This window comes from Chloroflexus islandicus, assembly GCF_001650695.1.
GTDB lineage: Bacteria > Chloroflexota > Chloroflexia > Chloroflexales > Chloroflexaceae > Chloroflexus > Chloroflexus islandicus.
Window position 1 is genome coordinate 34,482 of sequence record NZ_LWQS01000031.1, and the last position, 24,677, is coordinate 59,158.

15 protein-coding genes and 2 tRNA genes are annotated in these 24,677 nt (G+C 58.6%); 13 read left to right on the forward strand and 4 right to left on the reverse strand.

The window, feature by feature from the left end; genetic code table 11:
* Positions 1–157: 157 nt before the first annotated feature.
* Positions 158–649 carry a hypothetical protein gene (locus tag A6A03_RS01520; RefSeq protein WP_066782905.1) on the forward strand — a complete coding sequence of 164 codons (492 nt, stop codon included), beginning with the start codon at positions 158–160 and terminating at the stop codon, positions 647–649.
* Positions 650–782: 133 nt separating this feature from the next.
* Here A6A03_RS01520 and A6A03_RS01525 read toward each other — a convergent pair whose 3' ends face one another.
* The 3 genes from A6A03_RS01525 to A6A03_RS01535 form a co-directional block, all read right to left on the reverse strand.
* Positions 783–1,664 carry an isoaspartyl peptidase/L-asparaginase family protein gene (locus tag A6A03_RS01525; RefSeq protein ID WP_066783010.1) on the reverse strand — a complete coding sequence of 294 codons (882 nt, stop codon included), beginning with the start codon at positions 1,662–1,664 and terminating at the stop codon, positions 783–785.
* Positions 1,665–2,056: 392 nt separating this feature from the next.
* A tRNA-Ala gene (locus A6A03_RS01530) sits at positions 2,057–2,132 on the reverse strand.
* Positions 2,133–2,137: 5 nt separating this feature from the next.
* Positions 2,138–2,213: transfer RNA gene (locus A6A03_RS01535), tRNA-Ala, on the reverse strand.
* Positions 2,214–3,426: 1,213 nt separating this feature from the next.
* Between A6A03_RS01535 and A6A03_RS01540 the strand changes: the two genes are divergently transcribed.
* From A6A03_RS01540 to A6A03_RS01595, 12 genes are all read left to right on the forward strand, one after another.
* On the forward strand, positions 3,427–4,206 hold the full coding sequence (locus A6A03_RS01540; protein WP_066782908.1) for a restriction endonuclease: 780 nt from the start codon (positions 3,427–3,429) through the stop codon (positions 4,204–4,206).
* Between the two features lie 228 nt (positions 4,207–4,434).
* A complete protein-coding gene (locus A6A03_RS01545; RefSeq protein WP_281181252.1) occupies positions 4,435–4,818 on the forward strand; it encodes a phosphorylase family protein in 384 nt (127 codons plus the stop codon).
* A gap of 48 nt (positions 4,819–4,866) precedes the next feature.
* Complete coding sequence (locus tag A6A03_RS01550) at positions 4,867–5,649, forward strand: class I SAM-dependent methyltransferase (protein ID WP_066782912.1); 783 nt, start codon at positions 4,867–4,869, stop codon at positions 5,647–5,649.
* Between the two features lie 108 nt (positions 5,650–5,757).
* A complete protein-coding gene (locus A6A03_RS01555; RefSeq protein WP_066782914.1) occupies positions 5,758–6,360 on the forward strand; it encodes an MBL fold metallo-hydrolase in 603 nt (200 codons plus the stop codon).
* Between the two features lie 170 nt (positions 6,361–6,530).
* A complete protein-coding gene (locus tag A6A03_RS01560) occupies positions 6,531–6,728 on the forward strand; it encodes a DNA-binding protein (protein ID WP_066782917.1) in 198 nt (65 codons plus the stop codon).
* A gap of 68 nt (positions 6,729–6,796) precedes the next feature.
* Positions 6,797–8,026, forward strand: coding sequence for a hypothetical protein (locus A6A03_RS01565; protein WP_082908890.1), 1,230 nt, complete (start codon positions 6,797–6,799; stop codon positions 8,024–8,026).
* Positions 8,027–8,149: 123 nt separating this feature from the next.
* The gene (locus A6A03_RS01570; RefSeq protein WP_066782919.1) at positions 8,150–8,785 is read left to right on the forward strand and encodes a dihydrofolate reductase family protein; all 636 of its coding nucleotides are present in this window, start codon (positions 8,150–8,152) and stop codon (positions 8,783–8,785) included.
* Between the two features lie 92 nt (positions 8,786–8,877).
* Positions 8,878–9,444 (forward strand): dienelactone hydrolase family protein, encoded by a 567-nt coding sequence (locus A6A03_RS01575; protein ID WP_245668757.1) that lies wholly within the window; start codon positions 8,878–8,880, stop codon positions 9,442–9,444.
* A 145-nt stretch (positions 9,445–9,589) separates the two neighbouring features.
* Positions 9,590–9,910, forward strand: a complete 321-nt coding sequence (locus A6A03_RS01580; protein ID WP_066782922.1) for a hypothetical protein — start codon at positions 9,590–9,592, stop codon at positions 9,908–9,910.
* 506 nt (positions 9,911–10,416) lie between these two features.
* Positions 10,417–11,085, forward strand: a complete 669-nt coding sequence (locus A6A03_RS01585; RefSeq protein WP_066782924.1) for a hypothetical protein — start codon at positions 10,417–10,419, stop codon at positions 11,083–11,085.
* 100 nt (positions 11,086–11,185) lie between these two features.
* Complete coding sequence (locus tag A6A03_RS01590) at positions 11,186–11,782, forward strand: dihydrofolate reductase family protein (protein WP_066782926.1); 597 nt, start codon at positions 11,186–11,188, stop codon at positions 11,780–11,782.
* Positions 11,783–12,017: 235 nt separating this feature from the next.
* Positions 12,018–12,803 carry a sulfite exporter TauE/SafE family protein gene (locus A6A03_RS01595; RefSeq protein ID WP_066782928.1) on the forward strand — a complete coding sequence of 262 codons (786 nt, stop codon included), beginning with the start codon at positions 12,018–12,020 and terminating at the stop codon, positions 12,801–12,803.
* A 38-nt stretch (positions 12,804–12,841) separates the two neighbouring features.
* Here A6A03_RS01595 and A6A03_RS01600 read toward each other — a convergent pair whose 3' ends face one another.
* Positions 12,842–24,310: a LamG-like jellyroll fold domain-containing protein gene (locus tag A6A03_RS01600; RefSeq protein ID WP_066782930.1), complete on the reverse strand. Its 11,469-nt coding sequence runs from the start codon at positions 24,308–24,310 to the stop codon at positions 12,842–12,844.
* Between the last annotated feature and the right edge of the window lie 367 nt (positions 24,311–24,677).

A 24,677-nucleotide genomic window follows, 5' to 3' on the forward strand; every position in this document is an offset into this window, starting at 1 on the left:
CTGCCCGCTATCTGAAGTCGTTCTCTCATGCACGCCAACCGGCAGCGTCTCAGTAATGAACTGCTCATCGCCTGTAGCGAAGCTTTCGCTTCTTGGTATCGCTTGTTCCGCTGATAATTAGGAAAAACGATCTTCGCTACCAACCGGAGATGGCACTATGACGTGGATGTCTTGGCGGATAACCCATCCTGTGCGCACCCTGATCGGTGGTTTCTTATTTGCTGCTATCTGGCTGATAATTTCCTACAACACGATTATCCAAGATAGTCCGGCGCCGGGATGTGTCAAACGGCTGGCTTTCAGCGAGATAGGTTGGTGCAAAGGCAGGACGGCCATCATCGACCTTGAAGTTACGTCTGCGCCGCGATGTCTCGACATCAAGGTCAATAACTGTCACGGCGGCGTGCTTGAGGTGCGAAACCGATGTAACGAGGTATTTGTGCTCGGTGGCTTTAGCGTTGAGCCTGACAAAGAGAAGACAACGTTCTTCGAGGTCATTACACGGGGAGACGAGTACTTCCTTGCGCCAACATTCGATGCCTTCACGTTCTACATACCTCGTCGCAATATGCTCATCGAGGCGGTTGGCACGCTCGGCGACCAAGCCATCACCGTGCGCTTTACCAAAACAAAGCTGCTGTGTATATGAGCTATCCCAAGGCGAAGCTAGCAGTGCGGTTGCAACCAGCTTCTGTCCGTGGCAGCAACAGCAGCGGGGACTGAACAATACGTTCAGTCCCCGCCAACGTGTGTTCAGCTTACCCTAAGCCGCTCACATCCGCTCACACCCCCGACCGCACCTCGCCGCGCCCATTGATATAGGCGTATGCCATGCGCGGCGTATTCCACGCCAACCCAACCGTACCGTCCGGCGTCAACACAATCACCCCGCCGCGCCCCTCTGGCACCAGCTCACCCAGCAGACGGATCCCGACCTCAGCGGCTTCTTGCGGGCCGATCCCGTCTTCGAGCAGCTCAACCACGCGGCGAGCCAGCGCCACGCGCGTGATCGACTCACCCCAACCGGTGCAAACCGCCGCGCCAGCCGGCGTCGCATACAACCCGCAACCGATCAACGGCGTATCACCCACCCGGCCCGGCAGCTTAAACGGCGTACCGCCGGTCGAATTCGCCGCCACCAGATTGCCGGCCCGGTCAAGCGCAATCGCACCCACGGTATCGTGACCGCTCGCAGGCGGCGGCGGCGGCGCACCCTGCGCCTTCCATTCCAGCCACAACTGCCGTTCGCGTTCGACGATCAGGTCTTCGTTCGCGCAAAACGGCATCCCGACCGCCGCCGCAAACTCCTCGGCGCCGGGACCGACCAGCATCGTCGCCGGGCCGGTGAGCACATGGCGCGCCAGCGTGATCGGATTGCGAATACGGCGCAGACCAGCGACGGAGCCATAGCGCAACGTGCGCCCATCCATCAACGCCGCGTCAAGCTCTACCGTCCCGGTGCTGGTCAACACCGAACCGGTACCGGCATCAAAGATCGGGTCATCTTCCATCACCCGCACCGCCGCCTCAACCGCATCGAGCGCGCTGCCGCCAGCTTGCAAACGCTGCCACCCCGCCGCTCGCGCCGCCTCGCAGCCGGCGACATGGGCCGCCACTTGATCATCAGGGATCGCCCACGCCCCACCGTGAACGATCAACGCCATCAACGAATCGGTTGCCACTATGCACCTTCCATTATTCAAGCAGTATCGCCCCAACCGTGCGCATCGCAAGCGCAGGACAGCTCGCCCCCAGCGGGGGAGAGCTGGAGTGGGGGCAGATAAGATTCACCGCCGAGGGTGCAGAGGACGCAGAGGCGTCATAACGCACAGACGCTAAGCAGATTGAAGAATTGGCCGTAACACCGCTTACACCCCACTTAACGTACCTTTGCGCTCTTTGCGCCCCTCTGCGCCTTTGCGTTCCCCCTCTGCGCTCTTCGCGCCCCTCTGCGCCTTTGCGTTTGAATCCTTTGCGCCTTTGCGGAGCCGGACAGCCGTCCGGCTCTACGGCGCCCCACAAAATCAAAACCGCCGCCCCAAAGGCGGCGGGTCATTGGTGGAGCCAAGGGGATTCGAACCCCTGACCTCAACACTGCCAGTGTTGCGCTCTACCAACTGAGCTATGGCCCCGAGCGTGGTGGAGGTGAGGGGATTCGAACCCCTGACCTCGACAGTGCGATTGTCGCGCTCTACCAACTGAGCTACACCCCCGCTCACACCGCGACATCTTACCACGAACAGCGCCGGATGTCAAACGGCGAAGTGGGGGGGTGGGTAGAAGCTGTACGGCGGGACTAGTGCTCGGCGGGAAAGCGCCTTGGGTTGGGTGGAGATGGAGAAAAGTTAGGTCTACTGCATTAACCATCCTGTGAATTTGGCAGTGCTTATCTTGGCAAATAAATTTATCTGTAGCGAAAACCAACAAAATAATACTAGATACAATCTCTAAATAAGTACACGTTTTGCTTTCGCATAAAAACACCTAACTTTAATAATCTTGACAGCAACATGTCAGCGTGATATGATTACAGAACCATTAGTTATTCATAATTAGTATCAGTCACTAAACATCTAGAATAAGAAAGATATCATGGGCATAAAAATCTTTTCAACCAAGGATTATTTCAACTATTCTTTTGCAGGTATTATATGGTTATCCTGTATCACTGTTATCTTCGTACAAGATCTTATTAGTTATAATCTTTTAGTTGAATCGATTAACAAAATTCCCGCTATCATATTAGTAATTATATCTTTGGTGGTACCTTTTTTACTAGGTTTTATATTAAGTCCATTAGGAAACATTATCACGAAATTAATACGGATCATCTTAAAGGATCCAACTGACTGGGCGCTCGTCTTGAAAGGGCAAACTTATAAAACGAATAAAAGTTGGTACCGGAAAAGAATTTCAGAGCCATCGCGAACGAAAATTCTCAAAAAAATATCAACATTGCAGGAAGGAGAACCAAAGTACAATCCTTTTACCTCGTTAGAAATTACGTTGAGGTAAAAGTAAACGATAATGCACGACGGCTAGCTGATCGCGCTCTTGACTTAGCAAACCTTACTGAAAGCATCATTATTCCTGCACCGCTTTTTGTGTTTTTGGTCACTAGAACACTTACAAATCAATACTTTTTAATATAGATCAGCATTTTATTGTTTTTATTACTATGCTTTCGTTATTATCAACTGCGAGATTATTGGGTAAAGTATATATATCGCACTTTCTTAATTATAGACTAACAAGCCATCTAATCTTCGCCGTCTCTATCATTACAACGTTCTTGACACACAATGGTTGGCATTCTTAAAGTTGCAGATCGCTATCACAGAAATATCGTCCTCTTGAGAAATTTGAGGGATTGCATAAGGAAGAAATAGTTCGGTGTAAAAAGAAACCATCTAGGAGCAGTACCGTATGCAAGCAACCCGTCTCCTTACTGGGGCTGAAGCTGGTCTGTCTGGTGACGAGCAAATTCGGATTGCGTTGCGTGCAATTGTCGCTAAAGGCGGCATAGCACAAATGACTGACCTCTATCAGGCCGTTGAGCAGCATATGGGTGGTGCAAAGCTCTCTGATCAAGGCAAGGCTTCACTGCGTTTCTTCATCAATAAGGTTGCAGTCAAAGCTGGCTATGTTTATCCTGCCGATCCAGCTATACCGGGATGGCGGATTACACCTGAAGGGCGCGAAGCAATTCAGTCAGAGCTGCCAGTGCAAGAGGAAGCTGTCAATGTTGATACAGATCAACCCATCCAAATTCCCTCCAATTCTGTGCGAGGCGCTGCATTTGAACAGTACGTCCTACGGTTGTTAAAGAAACTTTACCCATACCATACTTGGTATCATCAAGGACAACATAAAGGCGCCGAACGCGGACTAGATTTCATTGGCTATCAGGTTGGGATTATCGAGAATCAACCCAAAGTTATTGGCGTACAGGTCAAGTTCCATAGCCCGACCACAGCACCATCTGCACAGGAATGGTCTAAATTTCTAGCAGGATGCTTTGCCCGCCGAGTTGATCAAGCGGTCTTCATTACAAGCGGACGGCTGACAAGTGAACAACGGCGTGAAGCAGGGGAAGCACGGATCTTAGTCATTGAGGGACAGGAGGAAATTACCCGAATCGCGAGCCTCCACCAAATCGAGAAATTTGATCTTTTTGATGAACTAGAAGATCGCGAGCTATTGTAAAAAAGGTTGTCTATATTCACGTTAGCGCCGATCTAATCACTAATCTGGCACGTTTGAGGCCGATTGAGAAACCAAGGAGCATTCACTGGAGAGGAGCACAAAGTGGCAAAGTGATTCAACCTCTAAATACTGCTGAGGGCACTGGCCGTTCAACCATGCATACACCTGACTGAGTTTCGCATTGACCAAATGTTCAGCAACAAAAGGTTGTATTGAAGCTGCTGTATAATAAGTGCTGAAGGCGTTTCGTACCATTATCTTCCGCCAAGCCGCGAAGTCGTGGCCGCTGAAACTGGCGTCAAGGCCCTCGTAGACACCATCCGCCAGCGCGGTCTCTCCTATCGCCTTGGCAAAACGTGGACAACCGATGCCCCCTGCCGTGAGACAGCGCGCACCATCACCCAACGCCAAGCCGAGGGTTGTCTTGCCGTTGAAATGGAAGCGGCGGGGATGATGGCAGTAGCGCAATGTCGAGGGGTACCGTTTGGGCAGGTCTTATACGGCGGCGACGATGCGAGCGGGAGTGTATGGGATCAGCGCGCGTGGCAGTCGAGAGCCGCTATTCGCCAAAGCCTCTTTTGGCTGTGCGCCGATGCGTGTCTGGCGCTTTGACGTGGTTGCCCAACACCACCGGACACTAGCTAAGCATAAGGAACCACTGTGAATCTACCGGAATACGAATATCGCGGCCTCATAGCGGAAGCATGGGATGTGCTGCGTGGCGATACATCGAACTGGGCAGACCGCCATTTCTACCTTGCCGTTATCCGGCAGTACGGCCAACCAGTGCTCGATGTGGGCTGCGGTACTGGACGATTATTGTTAGACTATATGCAGCAAGGGATTGATATTGATGGCGTTGACAATTCGCCAGAGATGTTGGCTATCTGCCGGCATAAAGCAGACCAACTGCACTTACAGCCGGCATTATACGAGCAATATTTGGAATGCTTAGCCCTGCCGCGCAAATATCAGACTATGCTCGTGCCATCAAGTTCATTGCAGTTAATCACTGATTTGGCGGCAGTGGAGCAGGTTATGGCCCGGCTCTATGAACACGTGTTGCCGGGTGGCGTTATTGTCGCCTCCTTCATGACGCTGTGGCAAGCAGGTGAACCGCTTACATCGGAAGAAGAGCAAACCGCCGTTCGGGCAGCGGATGGCGTCGCGTTTCGCCGAGTGGCGCGTACTTGGTTCGATCCGGTGAGCGACTGCGAGCATACAGAGGATGTCTATCAAAAGATCATTGATGGTCATGTGGTTGAGGAAGCCTTGTATCGCCGCTCACCAGCAACCCGCTCGTACAGCCAATCGCAAGCGCGCGCGTTATTTGAACGAGCCGGTTTCCAGCATGTGCGTTTGTTGAGCGGGTTTACAAATGATGCTGCCAAACCGGAAGATCGATTGTTTACAGTGATGGGACACAAGCCGTTGGCTGTATAAAGACGCTGCCCAACATTGCTGGGCAAGCGACAACATCTGCCTCGCTCAAAGGCCAAGCAGTCGTATCATACCCGCACCCAACCCAACCGAATGAGAGACCCCAAGCCGATGCCACATCCACCAGCACCGATCACGATTGTCAACGTTGGCTACCGCTCCACCAACTACTGGGTTATCAGCGCAGGCGCTTCGCGCCTGCTAGTCGATATTGGCTGGCCGGGAACGCTCGGCATGCTGAAGGCGAATCTCAGGCAGATGGGAGTGCCGCTGCACGAACTTCGCTACGCGCTCGCCACCCACTATCACATCGACCACGCCGGCCTTGCCGAAGAACTGAAACGCGCAGGCGTGCCCCTGCTGGTGCTTGATGTTCAGACGCCGGCCATCCCGCTTATGAAACGGTGGACGAAACCAAGCGATCACTACGTTGAGATAACGGAGAACGGCAACGTTGTCATCTCGTTCGCGCAGAGCCGCCAGCTCTTGCGCCAGATGGGCATTGGCGGCGAGATCCTGTCCACACCCGGCCACACTGAGCATTGCGTCTCGCTGCTGCTCGATGATGGTTCAGCGTTTACCGGCGATCTGCCACCGGAAGCGATGGCGTTCGACAATCCCGTCGCGCTCGCGAGCTGGCGCCTCCTCAGATCCAAAGGGGCGCGCCGTGTCTACCCTGCTCACGGCCCGGTGAGGTTGATCGACGTCGAATGAAGTGTTTTATATCTGTCGTCGAGTCCGCGCTTGACCCGCTATGATCCCGCCTTGCGCTGCTCAGCACGAACACGTACAATGGAAAGGCAATGTTTGCAAACACAAAAGATGTTGCGCACGTTAAGCTTAACGCAATGACAGTCCTGACAAGAAACAGGAGCTGAAGCAAGATGCGTGCAATTACCATCACGTTACCCGACGAACAATGGCAGAAATTGCAAGAAATCGCTGTGCAGTTTCAGATCAACCCCGAAGAGTTCCTCCGCATCAGTATCGAAGAGTTGCTGAGTCGACCTGATGAAGCATTCCAACCAGCGTTAGCATATATCTTGCAGAAGAATGCTGAACTCTACCGGCGGCTGGTGTGATGCGTTATCTGGAGATGTATTGTTGCTTGATATAGGCGATCTAATGATAGAAGGGTAAGAGCAACACAATGCACAGCCAGAAGCTTTTGTTTTCAGATCGCAATCTCTATTCTGTTATGGAAGCCCAAAAGGCGAAAATGTTCCAAGAAATCGATACTTATCCTGCCAATCAGTTATTAAACACGAGCATAGATGACTTGGCAAAATACTTTGCCGCTAAATTTGAAATTGTACCTATCAGAATTATAGAAGATCAAATTTCGGTAGATCAACAAGAGACAAAAAGAGATGTAAGTCAAGATCCATTGCGTTTCATCTCAGATCGTGATAGGCCATTCTACATATCTGAAACCCTTATCATTCTTTATATTCCCTTCGAAGGCGAACCTGATATATTCATGTATAGACCTTCTACAATCACCCTTAATCCTCCACGTGGTTTTGTTAATGGCAACACTCTTGAACTATCAATTTTCTGCACTGATCACGATGTCCAATCTGTGAAAAGAGAAATCGACCGCCTCCTTGGCAGTATTAGACAATACTTGATTTGGATCACAAGCGATTTGACATCCTTCAATGCCACACTTAAAGATGTGGCACAGCAGCACATAGAAGTGCGCCGGCAGAAATTACTTAAAGATCAGGGTCTCATCGCTAGTCTGGGGTTTCCTCTCCGTAAGCGTCCCGATACGCCGGCTACTTATGCTGTATCTACGGTACGACGAAAAGCCATACCAAAACCACCACCGGCTCACACAACAGCTTACGTTCCAGAGCCGGCCATTGAGATGGCAGAGTACGAACACATCCTTTCGATCATCCAAAGCACAGCGACTATGCTGGAAAGAAGCCCACAGACATTTCGTGACATGGATGAAGAAAACCTTCGAGATCAATTTCTTGTGCCACTAAATAGCCATTATGAAGGCCAAACAACTGGAGAGACTTTTAATGCTAGTGGAAAAACAGACATTCTGATCAGAGATGGTGATCGAAGCGTTTTTATCGCAGAGTGCAAGATATGGCGAGGCCCAAAGTCATTTAGTAGTGCCATTGATCAGTTGCTTGGCTATGCTACTTGGCGTGACACGAAGACGGCTATTCTTATATTCAATCACAACACGAAACTTTCTGACGTTTTGGCGAAAATACCAAATATTCTGAAGTCCCATTCCAACTGGAAGAGGATGATGGATTTTACAAGCCCCACTGGCTTCCGATGTATACTTGCCCATAAGGACGATCCTAATCGCGAGATAATTCTGACTGTATTGGTTTTTGAGGTTCCCAAGTGATTGGCAGCCTCATGCCGCCCATCCACCAAACTTGTGCTTCAGCCAAAGCAGCTCTTCTGCATTTCGCGACGTAAGTGCAGCGCAAATTATTCGACTGGCTTTCACTTTGCCAAAAGGAGCATTATGAGCACCGTCTTCGTCAATATTGCCCTCAGCCTCGATGGCTATATGGCGCCAGAGAGTATGACCATGGAGAACTGGGATCAGCCTGATGATAAGCATTGGGCGGCAAAGTGGGGCGCGTTGACGAGCTGGATGTTCAATCAACGATACTTCCGCGAAAAGCTCCAGCTTGGTGCAGGGGGAGAGTCCGGCCCTGTCAATGACATGGTTCGCTACACCTTTGAACGCACCGGCGCGTACATTATGGGTAAGCGCATGTTTGAAGGCGGTGAGCGCGGTTGGCCAGAGGAGGCGCCGTTTCACACGCCCGTGTATGTGCTTACGCATGAGCAACGAGCGCCGTGGGTTCGTCCCGGCGGGACGACGTTCTATTTCGTCAATGAAGGCCCTGCACGGGCGCTTGAGCTGGCGCGACAGGCGGCAGGCAGCCGCGACATCCGCATTTCGGGTGGCGCTGATGTTATCCAGCAGTATCTGAATTTGGGCGTCATTGATGAGCTGGAAATCAACCTAGTGCCGGTGTTGTTCGGCGGCGGGAGGCGTTTGTTTGAGAACCTGCGCGAACCCCTGCCGCAATTCCGGATTGATCGAGTGATTGATAGCCCTGTTGCCACGCACGTGCGCTATGTACGCTAGCACGGGTAGCCTCACAATCAGGTGCAACGAAACACTGAACTGGATGCGGGCCGTTCATCATCATAGTAAAGGAAGAAACTTTAGTGGCAGAGATGGTGCTGTTTCATCACGCATTGGGCCTCACTGCCGGCGTGGCCGCCTTCGCCGATGACCTACGCAAGGCCGGGCACATCGTCCATACGCCGGATCTCTTCGCTGGCCATGTCTTCAATGACCTCGCGCAAGGGATGGAGTTTGTGAATAGATTGGGTTTTGCTGAGGTGATAATACGCGGCGAGCGATCTGTGCAAGCGCTGCCGCGCGAGTTAGTCTACGCCGGATTCTCGCTGGGCGTGCTACCGGCCCAAAAGCTGGCCCAAACCCGCTTTGGCGCGCGCGGGGCGCTGTTTGTGAGTGCTTGTGCGCCCGTCGCCGCGTTCGGGCAGGCATGGCCGCCGCACCTGCCGGTTCAAATCCATGCCATGGAGGCCGATCCGATCTTCGTTGGCGACGGCGATAGCGAAGCGGCGCGCGACCTCACTGCCCAAGCCGCTCACGGCGAGCTATTTCTGTATCCGGGTGATCACCATCTGTTTATAGACAGTTCGCTGCTAGGGTATGACGCCGGGGCAACCGCGCTCCTCCTTAGCAGAGTTCTGGCATTTCTCGCGGCGATATAGCACGCGGCTTGCGCGAGTAATGTCGTAGCGAAACGCGCCAATTACCCCATCCGCTCAAAAATATCCATATTCTGTTACAATAGCTGCGTTGCAAAAGGTGCAACTTCGTGGTCGTCGCAGTATATTTTGCAGAGGAGGTGGGTTTGTGGCCGAAACGATCAAGCAACCAAACAGTAACCGGCCATTAGTGCTGATCGGATTACTCGTTACGCAACTGCTGGCGCTGGTCTCAATTCTGTTGATCTGGCTGCCCGGCGCATTTATTTCGGTGGTAGCTGAAAACCCGGAAGGAACGGTGCCGCTGTGGTTAATGGCCTTCTATGGCTACCCGATCTATCCCTTGGCGATGTCGATCGGCGCATGGGTCGCCTACGCGCGCCGCAACGATAAGCTAGCCGCTATTCTGTCTGCTTTGCTGATTCCACCCATTCTGTTGTTTGTGGTGGTCATTTTCCTCAATTGGTAAACTGCCGATAACCCAGTGCGCAGGGTTGGATACAGGGTAGATGTTTGTTCTCCTTGGGCATTTCCCCCGCCCGCCCTGCCGCTAGCGCCCCTCGTTGGGTGTATCACCCCCTTTGCACTATCAGGTTGCTGCTCAATCCGCACGCGCCCTGAAACTGCGCCGCTACTTGGCTTTTCTCTATGAACACGTCAATTCTGTCTTAACCCTTTTTTGTCAAGAAGTTAATTGTCATTCACAAAACTATCCTTTAACTTCGCTCTACCAATTGCAGATAGTGATATGATTCGCATTGAAGAATCATATCCGGCAGCAACATACTACATTCAGTACCAACGATTCTATATTTCAACTACTCAACCTCACAATTCACCCAGCGCAGCCTCACACTTGCATATCGCTCCCAGCATCATGAGGATACACATAGTGCGATAGCACGCAGAGAAGTTTACAACCAGCGCAACGGCGTCGCCAACCGAGCCCATCGTTGCGCGAAAGGAGGATCTGCGATGAAACGCGCATGGTTGATTCTGGCGAGTATCCTCTTTGTCGCGTGCGGCCCAGCCACTACCAGCACTCCCACACCCACCGCCACCCAAGCGCCCGCCAGCACGCCTACCCCCACCGTTATGCCATCACCTACCGCCACGCTCGTGCCAACCGTGACGGCCACCGCTACTCCTACCCCTACTCCAATCGGCGGCACGTTCCCCACCGTTACCAGCACCCCGGCGGAAAAAGGCTACGCCTTCGAGTTTACCCATGAAGTCGCGAGCGGTTTCGCCACGCTCCATGGAGCAGCGCACACCTGCGCCGGCCTCCGCGGGCCGTGGGACGGCACGTTTGAGGTGATGTTCACAGCAGAACGGCTGCAAGCCAGCGGCTCAGGGACATTTCAGTTCACGCTGCCGCCTGACAGTCTTTACGTGTCGGGGACAGCGCCCTATTCCGGCAGTGGCGCCGCCGGTCGCTGTGCGATCGCAGATGTGAGCGGGCCGCTGACGTATGAGTTAACGTTTAGCCCGGATGGCCGTACCGTTGATGTGATCATGGGCAGCACCGGCGCCGAAACCATTACGATCGTGTGTGCTGATATGACCGTGACCATTCCCTTCGCTATCGCGTGGGGGCCTGATCCGCTGACCGTCCCGATCACGCCGTACCAAGATTGCCCGTAGGCATGTTTCCGCAGATTGGTTAACACTGTGGTACGCTATCTTTGAACCAATAGAGCTTTTATGAACGCGATAGCTGGTCAGCATCGCGGAGAAGGCGCTCATGCGAACCATTACTGTCCTTGCCCACATGTCGCTTGATGGCGTTATTCAAGCTCCCGGCGGGCCTGATGAAGACCCAAGCGGCAGTTTTATCTATGGCGGCTGGATTAGAGCTTACGCTGATCCGGTCTTGAGTACAGCACTTCGCCAGCAGATGAGTTTGCCGGTTGATCTGTTGCTCGGGCGGAAAACCTTTGAGATTTGGGCGCCATACTGGCCGCATCACGATCATGTCTGGCCCAATGTTAATCAAGCCACTAAGTACGTTGTCTCATCGACGCTGACCGTGAGCGAGTGGCAGCCAACCGTCTTCATCCACAACGATATTGTTGCCCGTATCAGCCATCTGAAGCAACAGGATGGCCCTGATCTGCACGTTTGGGGAAGTAGTCAGCTTGTGCCGCTCCTCCTTGAGCACGATCTGGTCGATACGTGTTGGCTGATGATCTATCCGTTGGTATTGGGAAGCGGCAAGCGATTGTTTGGCAGGAGCACAAGCCCGATAGCGTTTACTGTCACTGAAAGCCGCCTGACCTATAAGGGAGTCATGATCGTAAGATACGAGCGAGATCGCCGGCTAGCGGTTCCATCTGGCTGATCATCACACGATCAGATGAATTAACGATGCCACATACATCCTCGATCATCGGGGATTGCTTATGGGTGCGCCTTGCTTACGATTGGCCCAACACACTGGAGAGGGTGTTCGCCAATTCCTTGTCACGCTATCAACCTACAAGCTGATACAATCAAGCATGGCGATGATGGCGGGATAACTCGCCGTCGTTTGATCACTACGCCCGATAGATATAGATATTGCGAAGGAGCACGGCATGCCTCAGGCCGCGGCGTTTGGCTGGGGAGCGATCATCGCTGTCCTCGGCGGGTTGATTGGGTTGGGAGGGGCTGAGTTCCGGTTGCCGGTGCTGGCCGGCGTCTTCAAGTATCGCACGTTGCAGGCGATTGTGATTAATCTGGTGGTCAGTTTGGTGACGGTGATCTTTTCGTTTATCTTTCGCACCGGCTTGGTGAATCTTGATCTGATCACTACTCACGTCGATGTGATTCTCAATATTTTGGCCGGTTCGTTGTTGGGTGCCTATGCCGGCGCTAATTTCGCGCTGCGGATTAACGAACGGGCATTAACGCTGGTGGTCGTGAGTTTTTTGTTGGTGTTGAGCTTTATTCTGATCGGCCATACCTTTATCGAAGGGCTGGGCAGCCTGTCCTTGCCCGTTTGGCTGCGCACGATCGTGGGATTTGCGGCTGGGATTGTGATCGGCATCTTTAGCAGTATGCTGGGGGTGGCCGGCGGCGAGATGATTATTCCCACGATTATGCTGGTCTTCGCTATCAGCATCAAGATCGCCGGCACGCTGAGTTTGGCGATTAGCATCCCGACGATTATGATCGGCCTGAGCAAATACTACCGCCAAGGCAAACTCCGTGAACTACGCGCCGAACGCGGCTTTATCGGCTGGATGGCCGCCGGTTCGATTGTTGGCGCGTTGATTGGCAGTGCGCTCTTGCCGTTTGTGCCGAATGCGTTGTTGCACGTGTTGCTAGGCGTGATCTTGTTCGTGTCGGCGCTGAAGTTGTTGTCGCATGGGAAAGCCTAGCGACGGCCCACGTGACCGTCGCTAGGCTGGTGTGAGGTCTACCGGAAGATCACCGGCATAAAGACGCGGTTCGGCCCGTTGAGCGGCAATGGCCCGATCACGCGCGTGTTGCCGGCGGCGTCGCGGGCCGTGATGTAGATGCGGTGCGGGCCGGGTACGCTCAACGCCGCGACGTAGCGCCACTGGTTGCCTTGCAGATCGGCGGCCCCGTTTTCAACCAATCCATCGGGCCGTTCCACCCGCACGGTGATGGCCGTGACCCCCACCGCGTCGGCATACGTGCCGCCGATCAAGACGTTCCCCGCCGGCAGCGACGCGGCGGGGGGCAACAACCCGCCGGTGACGGTTGGCGCCACTGTGTCGATTACGTAGTCGAATTGGCGGGCCGGGCCGCGATTGCCGGCGAGATCGATCGGCGTCAAGCGCACTTGCTGCGCCGCCTGCGCCACTCCGGCGCGGATAGGCAGGGCGTAGCTCCAGTTGTCGTTCTCGTCCACCCACACCTCTTCGCATTGGAAGCCGCGCCCATCCTGCTGGTTGACGCAGATTTCCACTGCCCACGCCGAGCGGTCGTCTTGCACCCGGCCATCGAGCTGCACCGTGCCGATGCTCACCGATCCCATGCCTAAGCGCGCAACGCTGGCGTCGCTCAAGATCAGACGCGGCGCATTCGCATCGACTACCAAAGCAACTGGATCGCTCCAATCGCTGGTTTGGCCGCCGGCATCGGTGGCGCGCACCCGCATCGTCACCGCTGTGCCATCGGCTGGATTGCCGATGTTAACTGCGCACTGCCACTCGCCATCGTCGGGAGTGGGGTCGGCGCAGGTGGTGATCGTGGAGGCAGCCGTACCCACCCGCGTCTCGATCTGAATCTGCGGCACGTCCGATTCGTCCCACGCTACGCCGGACACCGTGACCAGACCGGGTTTCACATAGGCGACCGGATCGGAGATCTCGACATACTCCGGCGGCGCGATGTCAACCGGATGGTCAACGAAGAACCAGTCGAGCGCATCGTCGAAGCCGGTGGTGTCATCGTGGAAGGAGATGTCCACCGTGGCCCAGTCTTCGTCTTCGCCAGCGTCGCGGGCAATCTGGCGATCGACCACACCGGTGAAGGTGGCAGTGCCGCTGGTGTTGGGGGCGATGGTTCCCAAGGTGATGAACTGTTCGTAGTAGGGGATCCCGCCCGATCCAATCACAAGGTTGCCTCCCGGCAGCCGCAGCGCTCCCCAGTTGACGATCCATGCCTGCACGTTGTCGGCTGGCGCTTCCCCGACATTTTCGTAGTGGATCGTGTAGGTGATGGTCTGCCCTTCAAACAACGGCGGATGGGAGTTGTCGATCTCGGCGAGCTGGGTGCTCGCCACGTGGTTGTTGGTGTCGAGGAGCTGGCCCTGCGCGTCGATCAGCTCGTCGGTGAAGATTGAGTAGATCGATCCCACCGGGGTGGCCGTGATGCGGAACCGCACATCAGCCACGACCTGCCCTGCGCCGGGGCACTGGCCGGGGCCGAGATTGGCCCACGCGATCACGTTGGTGAGCGCGATCTGATTGGTGATCGCTTCGCTGCTGCGGCTATTGAGCACCCGCGGACTGGTGAGCGGGTTGTTGGCCGGCATGACTGCCCACGTGCGCAGGCTGTCTTCTTCGGTGGCGTAGGCCAGCATACGCGCCGGCGTCGTGGCCGGGCTCGTGATATTGAGCACCGTAAACGGCAGGTAGGCCTCGAACAGATCGGGTTGGGCAGCGTCAACCCACGCCTGCCATGCGCCGCTTACTGCCACCCACGCTGCGCCGTTCCACCGCAACAGGCTGATGGTCTGCGCGTCATCGACCCGCAGCAGGTAATCGGGGACAAAGCCGTCGGGGAAGCGCAGATCGGGCTGGCCGGCTGGCATCCCTTGCGTATAGACCGCCGGCGCGCCGCCGGTAGCGGTGTCGAGGTAGAGGTATAAATCCTCGCTTGCCCCCCAGATAGCGCCACGCCATGCCACCCGCAGCGCCCGATCGTCCCAGCTCGCATAGAGACGTTGCACATCACGGGTTGCCGCCAGTTCGCTGGCCCGGCGCGCCAAGGCGCTGTTTTGGCCAACCAACGCACACGATCCATCGCGCCAGCCGGTGGCAATCGCCCGTTCCGGCAGCGTCAAGCCGGTTTGCGACACGGCATCAGGCGTGAGCGGCGTGTCGTAGATGATCGGGCCAAAGGTCTGGATACGTTGGTTGCCGTTGGCATCCTGCTGCACCAGATGCGCATAGAGGATGCTGCCTTCGGGCGGCGCCGGCAGATCGTGGCTGCCGGGGCCGGCCCCATACGCGCTGAGAGCGGCCAGATTCGGCTCGCGGTCGGTGCTCCAACCGGCGCGGAAGGTGACTGGGCCGGCGTTGTCGCTGCCGGCTCCCCATTCCATCCGCAAGCCAGCGCCGGCAGTGCGCACGGTATCGCCTTCGTTCAACGTTGCGCCGCCGATCACGCGCAACGTCGCCGTCTGCGCCGCCGGCGGGCGGACATCAACGACCATCGGCTGCGCTGTGGCCGTGATCGTCCGCCCAGCGGCATCGGTCGCCCGCAGATCCATCGTAAATGACCAGTTATCGAGATCGTTGGCCGGCTGGTTGAGCGGCGCCCACCAGCGTCCGCTGATGGCCGGATCGGGAGCGGCAGCGATCCACGTCACGCCATCGAACGAGGCTTGCACGCTCGTGATCACGCCGGTATCGGTCACTTGAATCGGCAGCGCCAGCGTATCGCTCAAGGTATTGGCCGCCGTCAAGACTGCTGTCGCAAAGCCAATCGCCGTAGGAGCCGCCGTATCGACCATGAGCGCGATCTGGCGGGTAGCGAGACGGTTGCTCTGATCGGTGACTTGCACTTCCAGCGCGTAGCGACCCTCTGCTGGCGGCGTCCATGTGGTCGAGAAGGAGCCGGTCAGTTCGCCCGACCACATCTGCTCGAAGATCAAGCTGCTATCCACCAACACTCGCACCCGGCTCAAACCGGCATCGGCCCGCGCATTGCCAGCGATCGTGATCGGATCGAGCGTGGTGCGGACGTTGCCGGTTGGCGAGGTGACGAGTAGATCGACCACCGGCGCGGGTGGCGTGACCGGCTGCGGCGTGCCGCTGCCGGTGCGGCCCAGCGTGTCTTGGGCCGTCGCGGTGCTGGTATAGGTGATATGGCCATTGACCACGTAGGTCACATCGCGCCCGTGCAGCAGCCGCACCTCGTCGCTGAGCCGGCGCCACGCTGGGGGCTGGTAATAGACGAGGGTATCGGTCTGTTCGAGAATCGTGCCACTGGGAGGCGGGCAGACTAGCGTTGCGCTGGCGAGGTTGATGTCGCGGGCTTGGCAGGTGATGGTGGTGCGCGCCAGCGCGCCGCTGCCCTGTTGGGCGACTGTCACTGTCACCTGCGGCGCGCGCAGATCGACCATGCCCCGCCAGACGATCACCCCCGCCGGATCAACGGTGCGATTGCCGAGCGCATCAGTGGCGCGCATGGCGAGCGCATACATCCCGTCGAGCGTGTTCGGGACGGGCAGACTCCACGTGCTTGCGACAGCGCCGGGTGTGGCGAGCGTGACGTTCTGCCACGTGATATCCGCCGCTGCGCGCAGATGCGCGACTTCATCGGCAGCGAGCGCGTAGCCGTACAGATAGACCTCATCGAGCTGGCCAGTGAAGCCACCTAGCCGCGCTTCGGCGGCGGGCAGCGTGCCGGCGGCGCAGGGGGCGCTGGCCACGGCCACGCCATCACCGTAGACGGCTAATGTGGCGCCGTCGTAGGCTAACGCGAGGTGCCGCCAACCCGCGCCGGCCAGCGTAAACGCGAGCGAACAGGCGCCGCTGTTGCCGCGCAGTTGGGCGCTGCTCGTGGTGAGTTCGACATACCCGGCTTGGCCGGCTTGGCCGCGCTCGAACACCCTGCCCGTGCCGTTGATCCACGCCGCGACGCTGAAGCTGTTGCGATCACCGAGCCGGTCAGCGATGGTGAGCGTTTGCGCGCCGCTGAGCGTGATTCCTTGCCCCACCCGGCCACTGGCGATCACCTGCGGGCAATTCGCGCCGCTACACGTCGCGATCAGCGCCGCATCCACCGCGTTGGCGAACGCTTCGCTGCCTGCCGGTTCATCAAACGGCAGCCGCACCGCCGCGCCGGCCAGCGCATCGGCCTGCTCAAGCGGCACCCACGCCGCTGCCAGCGTCTGCACTCCACTCGCCACCGTGCCGGTATCGGTCACGAGACCGGTCAGGGTCAGCGCAGCGGTGACCCGCTCGCCGGGATCGGTTGCCAGCCCAATGGCCGGCGGCGTCGCGTCAAGCCTCAGCAAGGTAGGCCGCTCGACGGTGCGGACATTGCCGGCTAGATCGATGGCGCGCAATGTGACCGTATACACGCCGGTTGGTGGCGTCACCCGGCCATCGATCCCGCCGCCAGTGGTGAGACGGTAGTTGTGCTGCCACGTCCCCCCGGTTGCTGTCACCTCTTGGGCAAGACTCGTCACCGCATCGGTGCTGGCCGGCAATAGCTCAAGCGTGAGTTGTGAACTGCCGCTGGCCGTGTCGTTCAGCGTGCCGGTGAAGGGGAAGACCCAGCCGCCACGGGCATCGAGCAGCGGGCGGACGATGGCGGACGGCACATCGGGAGCCAGCGCCAGCGCCGGCGGGGTGCGATCGACCCGGAACGTGACCGGTGCGCTCGGTGCGCCTTGGTTGCCAGCGGCATCGCGGGCGCGCACGCGCAGGGTATGCGCGCCTTCCGGCAGGCTACCTACATCGATCGTGGCGGCCCACGTCGCTCCCGGCGACACCGCTTGCCACGCGCCACTGTTCAAGCTGATTTCAACCTGCTCGATCGGATTGGTATCGGTAATCACCCCACTCACGACCAGACCGCTATTCACGTTGGCTGCCGGCACATAACTGCCATTGACCAGCGAAAGGATGCTGGCCACCGGCGGCGTGTTGTCAACCACCAACCGTAACGGTACCGGCAACGTCCCGCTATCGATCAAGCCCGACTCTTCACCCACAAGCTGGGCCTGCACCGTCCCGATCTGAGTGCCGCCGCCGCTCAACCCCGCTGGCGCCACAACGCACGGCTGGCTGCTGGCGCACGCCAGCGCCGCGCTGACGCCAGCAGGCGCGTCAACCAGCCACGCAAAGCGTTGCGGACTGCCCAACAGCCGGTTCTGGCCATCAACCGCTTGATAGAGCAGATGGGCGCGATTGGCGATCCGCGCGCCGGCGGCGACCACAAAGTGATCGGCGGCAGCAGCCACGGTTGGGCTCGTCAAACTCGCATCGCCATCCGAGAGCAGCGGCGCCTCATCGAGCGCAGCCGTCCCGGCCAGCAGGCGGCCCATCACTGAGCCGTTGCGCAGATAGACTAGCAAGGCCCTCCCGAAGGCCGTACTGTAGGCCAGCGCCGGTTTGGTCTCATCGCCGGGTGTGGCGGTGATTTGCTCCGGCGCAGTCGCGCCGCCATCGTCGAACCGCACCAGCCAAATATCGCGTTGCGACGCCGCTCCGCGTTCGTAAGCAATCAGATAGTTCGTACCGGCGGCAACGGCTGCCACTGCGCTGCCAGCCTGCGCATTGGTATCGAGCGCCAGCACCGAACCGGCGACCGTGCCATTCGCGGCAACGCGCTGGGCGCGCACCACCCCGCTGTCGAGCCACGCCACCACAAAGCCGTTGCCGTTGCTCGCCACTGCCGGCGCTGTCCCGTTACCGAGCGTCACCGGCGACGCGACCGTCGCGCCGGCCACGCGCGCCATCCGGATCGCGCCGCCACTCTGCCATGCCACCAAACAGGCGCCGCTCTGGCACGCCACCGCCGGTTGCGTCCCGCTAGCCACGTTCAGCGGGGCCGGCAGGCTATTGGGTTGGGCAGCAAAAAACTGCACTTGCCCGCCGCTAGCTGTCACCAGCGCGTAGGGCGCGGCGGCGCCGGGAGCAGCCGCTACCGCGAGCGCGCTCACATCGGCCCCGGCCCGCTCGGCAAAGGCCGGTTGCACCCAGCGCGCCGTCGGGTTGCCGCCCAAACTGTACTGCGCGATCGCGTCGAGCACGAACGGCCCTTCGGGTGTGCCAGCCGGGATGGTCAGATTGGTGACAAAGCTCTGTTCTTGCCCCGGCAGCAACTCGAACGACTGGGCCGGGAAGCTGGTCAGCGGCGTATTCAACCAGACCGCGCCGCGCAGCGGGCGGCCATCGGGCGGCAGATAGCGCAAAGTGACGGTGTAGACTAGCGACTGGCCGGGTCGCACAATAAGATTGTCATCGTTCACAACGGGGAAGACGCCAAGCGGCGCTTGCGGCGCGACCAGCGTCGCCGGCGTACTCGCCAGTTCCGTCGCCGCCAGCGCCGTCAGATTCGGTTGGGCGCTGACCTCAGCCGCCGGCAGCGCGCGGGTGAACAGGCGGGCATGGGCCATCACCCCCACAAACCGTTGCGGGATATACTGGCGATCGCCTAGCCGCAGCTCGTTCTGCGACCAATCGACATCGCCAATCGCGCCGGCCCCATGGTAGGTATGCACTGCCGTACCGTTGAGATAGGTCGTCACCACGCCACGGTTATACGTCACCGTCACGTGCGTCCACTGATTGAGCGGCGCCACTGCACCGGTGTTCATCCAAGTCCAGCCGGGATTGGCGTTGGCAAAGGCCCACTGGATGGTGCCATCAGGGAAGCGCGCTACCTCATACTCGCCTTCGCGGTTGATCAAGATGCCGTTGGTGGTAGCGGTAGGATAGATCCAAACCGCAAAGGTCATCTCATCCGCCATGCGGAATCGCTCATCACTGATGACCAAAAACTGATTGCCATCGAAGCTCGTGCCGGTGCGTCCGGCCACCGTCACCCCAGCGGCGGGACAGGCTCCCGCTGGGCAGCCGAACGCCATCCCGCCAAACGAGTCGGCAAAGGTCGTCGCGAGCGGCCACGCGCCAAGGCGCGAACGCGCCGCCACCGACCCGCTCTGATTGAGCCACGCGGCATCAGAAATGCCATCACCACGCGAATCAGCCGCCAGCGGACTAGTGCGGATCAGCAAGAGCCGCCCGCTCACCGTCACCAACTGGCCGTTCACCTCTTGGGCATCGCTCAGCCCGTCGCCATCGGTGTCAGCACGGGTCGGATCAGTGCCCCAGCGCGCCTCAACCAGATCGCTCAAGCCATCGCCATCAGTATCGGCCAGCCACGGATTAAAACGCATCCCTTCGTTAGCGCGCTGGAGCTCAAAGGCATCGCTCAAACCATCGCCGTCGGCATCCCACGTGCTCTCGTTGGGATCGACTTCGCGGCGGAGGCCATCAAAGTCAGCGTCGGGCAGCGGTGGGAAGGCGATGCTGCCGCCCCAATCCATGCGCACAAACTCATCGAGTGTCGCCGGGAAGACATCGAAGACCACGCTATCGGCCAAGCGCGAGTTATAGCGTTGCACATCATCATACGCGCCGCACCAGAGGATAATGCACCGCTTGTAGGGCAGATTAAAGGCCGTGTTCATCCACAGCGCCGTCGAGCGGTTGATCCCCGCCGGGAAGGAGAAATCGACCGAGCGCGGATATGCGTCTTGGATCGGCGGCCAACTGGGCCAGACTTCGAGATTCTGCTCGTGCGTAGCCACGGACGCCGCGCCAGAGACGCGCTGGCGGGCTTGCCAGTCATTCCACGGGTTGCCAAACCAGCGATTGCCGATCCGGTTCGGATTCCACGCCAGATTCGGGTAAATCGTCGCACTAAAGCGGAGCGGGTTCCACGCGGTCATGCCTGCCGCCGGATTGACCAGTCCCAAGCTCGTGCCGCCTACCGTCGGTCGTACCGTCAAATAGCGCGACTCGTCAACGATAAAGCGCGCGATCTGCTGGAACAGCCACGATGAGAATGAGGTTGCGCGGCCTAAAATCAGCGAGAGTATCACCGACAGCACCGCGTCAAGAATGGTAATGACGGCTACGATGATAAAGCCGACTTTGGGGATAAAGGTTAGCGCCGTCAAGAACACGATCCACGCCACCTGCAAGACGGTCGCGATGATCAGTTGGGCCAGCGCCACGCCTGACAACTGGTTTGAGATCGCTTCGTAGATCGCCAAGCCAATCGTCGCCACAACCAGCACCCCACCCACAAAGATCGTGAGCGCCGCCGAAGCCGCCGTGATCTTCTGCAAGCCGAATTTCGCGATCAAGGCCAGATCGATGCCGTTTTTGACAATCGTCGCCACCGATGAGGTGACGTGGGCAACCAATTCCATGCCGCCGGCCAACAGCCAGCGGTTCAGTTCGGGCGAAAACTGGCCGAGGTGGGCCGTCGCCGCTAAGATCAAGCCAGCTACCAGCGCGCTAGCGATCGCGCCGTAGATGGCATCGCCAGCCTTCGCCTTAAAGCTAGTCATGAACCGGCTCGAAACCGCCCAAGCCGCGGCTGCGCCGCGCACCGCGCTAATCCCCAGCCCCTTCACCACGCCGCCGATCATCTTCAGCACGGAATTGGTATCCGACCCTTGCGCCGGCCCCAGCGCCGCAAGCGCGTGCTTGAGCGCACCGGCCCCTTGGGCAGCCAAAGCGGTATTGATCTGCGCCAGCGAGGCATCAGGAGCGGCAAACCCAACCATCGGACGCTGTTCGCCATTGGCCGCCAACGCCATCACGCCTTGGATGAGCACAGCCAGATAATTGCGCAACAGCACAAGCTGGCCTTCGCGCGTCTCTTCATCGGCGCTGGTTTGCCCGCGATGGCGATCGATAAAGCGTTGCACCATCTGCTCTGGCGACAAGGTGCGCCAATCGCCACCCGAAAACTCATAGCCGGTCATGCTCAGGAAATTGGCGGTCTGCACCAACACCGCGTTCTGGCCGCTGGTCGCCAAATTCATGGTCAAGACGGTATCCGACCACGTGGCATTGCTGCCCAAGCTGTCAAAATTGAGCGCGCGGAAGGTCTCGCTGCGCAGGTGGAGGATCAACGGCTGGGCAGAGGCCGGGATCTGCGCCAGCAGATTGCGGTTGAGCGTAGCCGCGTCACGGGCCATGCTGAGCGTATCGCTGCGGGTATACGCACTGGCGAGGAAGATATTCGGCAAATCCCAACGTTCTTGGGCCGGCACGCTGCCATTGCTCAAACGGTGGAAACGGTTCGCAATCGTTGCCGGCGAGAGATCGGCCCGCGCGCGCATAAAGCTCTGGTTCAGACCGTTCGTCAGGGCCAAGAGCGCGTCATCGCGGGCCACCGCGTCTCCCTGCGCCTGCGGATCGGCCACCACCAACGCGCCGGCCACGCCGTGGTCTTCGCGCACTTGCATGCCGGTCATCAACCATGGCTCATTATCGTACACGTGGATCAGGCCGGGTTGATCGAAGCCATCAACGTCATTCTTCATCTGCACGGCCCACACCAAGCGCACGCGGTGGGCATTGCCCCACGCCGGCGCCCCCCGATAGAGCATCCGGCCCGCAAAAGCCACCCGTTCGCCGGTCTGGCCATCGGTGACAAGGCTGAGCGGCACATACGCGACAATCGTGTTGGCGTCAGACTGGCGCAAAGTAATGCCTTGCGCGCTCAGCAGCGGCGACGAGAGGTTGCCGTTGCCGTTGTCGGTATACGGCGGCAGCGTCGCGAACGAATTGGCCGGGATCGAAATTTCCAGCAACGGCAGCAGTTGGATATCATCGGTCGTGCCGTTGCGATCCTGTACTTGCCCGGCGCTGTCGTTAGGCCAATCAAACCGGCTCTGCGCATACCACAAATGGCGCGCGTTTTGCGGACGCACCTGAATATCAACTGCCACCAACTGGTTGGCCGTCAGATTATCGAAGCGCAGCCAGAGCGCCCGATCGCCGCGAAAGGCGCCGCGATCCGCCGAGTGGGTCAACGGCGAGAGATCGATCCGGTCGGGCACGCCATCGTTATCGTCATCGTAGTCAAACGCATCGGGAATGCCATCGCCATCGCTATCGCGCACCACCAGCAAATTACCGCTCCGGCCCACCTCAAGACTATCGAGCACGCCATCGCGGTTGGTATCTTGCGCTAACGGGTCGAGCCGCCAATCGCGGGAGGCATAGGAGAATCCAACCGCCTCGGCAAAATCGCTCAACCCATCGCCGTCGGTATCGGGGTCGAACGGGTTCGTGCCGAGAAACTGCTCTTGGAAGTCAGTCAAGCCATCGCCATCGCTATCGCGGCCATCATCAACCAACGCCGCTGGCGCGCTAGTGAACGCCGTCGCCGCCTGCGCGGTAAGCGCCGTCAGCCGCGCCGGGCCATCGCCAGCCACCTGCGGATTGGATCCCAGCAACGCCTCTTGCGCATCGCTGAGGCCATCGCCATCGCTATCGACCGTCGCGTGGCCGCGCGCCGCGCTCAACCACACATCGGACAGCACCCGCGCCGCCGCCACCGCAGGCGGCAACGAGGCTTCAGCCGCTTGGGAGCGGTCTAGCTCTGCTTGGGGTTGGCGGCGATAAGCCGTTTGCGCAGCCAGCTCGGTCTGGGCCGCATCAACCCGCTGCGCCGTCAGCAGCGGGCCGCCCACCAGCGCTACGATCAGCGCCGCCGCCAAACCGCTCGCCAACCGGCGCGAACCGCGCCAGCGGATCAGGAGAAACATAGCGCCCAACCCCGCCAAGAGCGCGCCTACCACCGGCAAGGCCGCATCGCTTGCCCCGCGCAACGCCCCCAACCACTGCTGCCAGAACAACGGCATCCCCGGCGGCAACGGGCCAAACTCGGCAAAATCCATGGTCACCTGCGCGCGGCTAGCCGGCTGATCGCCACTAGCCGGCAAGGTTATATGCAACACTTGGCGCACCGGCAAGCCATCAGCAGCCAGCCACAACTCACCGCTGCCCCGCAGCCGGTGATACTCATCCGCCGGACGCAACTCAACCCCCGGCGGCAACCGGTTCGCCTGCCGCAACGCCGCCTGCTGGCGTTCGCGCAGATAGCGCTCGAGCGCCATCGCATCGATCTGGAAGGCATAACGCGTCACCGTGCGCCCAGCTATCTGCTCCTCACCCAACGGCTGCACATCGCGCACCGCATTCAAATACCCCAACACATCACCGCCGGGCGCAAACAGATCGCCAAGACCGCTGTACTCCTCCCAAGCCCCCTCACCTTGGCGCACCCACGTCTGCCCGGCGACAATACGCAGCATCACGCTGCCCTCACCGGTCTGCACATTCCCACCCTGCGTCCACAACCGCAGCTCAGTCGTCTCAGCCGGCAGATCGGCCTTGCCTTGCAGATAGATTTCGTGCCGGTCGGGAGGCTGGCCGGCATTCACCGGCGAAGCAACCGGGTCAGCAACAATCGTCGCCGTAGCATCAAACCGGTAACTGCCGGCGCTCAACGCGCGCTGCCACGCGGCCCGGATCGGATCCGGGTTCGCCGCCGGATACAAGCGCACAACCATCAACAGCAGAAACAGAGCAATCAGCGCAATCGATACAACAGACGCAGAGAGCGCAAAACGGCGCGGCTGGCGCATAGCGAAGCCTCCAAAACATCGAGTGACGGCTAAACAGAGCGACGAAAAAGTGACGAGCTAGCAAAACAATGTTTTGGCCATACCGAGAGCAGGTGCGCGCCGGTAGAGGAGCCAGAGACGTACCGGTTCGTTATCCGGTGGCCGCACCTTGCAGAGGCGCAGACTATCTGCACACAGCGCGCAGAGGACACGATCGAGGGTACATTTCGGTATGCGCTAGCGGCAGCGCCAGATCGAATTGGGGCAAACGGTGTCCTTTTACGAATGGTTAAGATTCCTTGTGCGCCAGTGTACAAGTTTGGCGTAACAAAAACATTACAAGCGCCGGCGGGCCGGCGCTTCTTACGATGAAGTGCGGCAGCCAAAC

Bases quoted from the DNA above. Each gene is read 5' to 3' on its own strand.
- A6A03_RS01520 (WP_066782905.1), top strand. From the start codon at position 158: ATGACGTGGATGTCTTGGCGGATAACCCATCCTGTGCGCACCCTGATC.
- A6A03_RS01525 (WP_066783010.1), bottom strand. From the start codon at position 1,664: ATGGCGTTGATCGTTCACGGTGGGGCGTGGGCGATCCCTGATGATCAA.
- A6A03_RS01540 (WP_066782908.1), top strand. From the start codon at position 3,427: ATGCAAGCAACCCGTCTCCTTACTGGGGCTGAAGCTGGTCTGTCTGGT.
- A6A03_RS01555 (WP_066782914.1), top strand. From the start codon at position 5,758: ATGCCACATCCACCAGCACCGATCACGATTGTCAACGTTGGCTACCGC.
- A6A03_RS01560 (WP_066782917.1), top strand. From the start codon at position 6,531: ATGCGTGCAATTACCATCACGTTACCCGACGAACAATGGCAGAAATTG.
- A6A03_RS01565 (WP_082908890.1), top strand. From the start codon at position 6,797: ATGCACAGCCAGAAGCTTTTGTTTTCAGATCGCAATCTCTATTCTGTT.
- A6A03_RS01570 (WP_066782919.1), top strand. From the start codon at position 8,150: ATGAGCACCGTCTTCGTCAATATTGCCCTCAGCCTCGATGGCTATATG.
- A6A03_RS01575 (WP_245668757.1), top strand. From the start codon at position 8,878: ATGGTGCTGTTTCATCACGCATTGGGCCTCACTGCCGGCGTGGCCGCC.
- A6A03_RS01585 (WP_066782924.1), top strand. From the start codon at position 10,417: ATGAAACGCGCATGGTTGATTCTGGCGAGTATCCTCTTTGTCGCGTGC.
- A6A03_RS01590 (WP_066782926.1), top strand. From the start codon at position 11,186: ATGCGAACCATTACTGTCCTTGCCCACATGTCGCTTGATGGCGTTATT.
- A6A03_RS01595 (WP_066782928.1), top strand. From the start codon at position 12,018: ATGCCTCAGGCCGCGGCGTTTGGCTGGGGAGCGATCATCGCTGTCCTC.
- A6A03_RS01600 (WP_066782930.1), bottom strand. From the start codon at position 24,310: ATGCGCCAGCCGCGCCGTTTTGCGCTCTCTGCGTCTGTTGTATCGATT.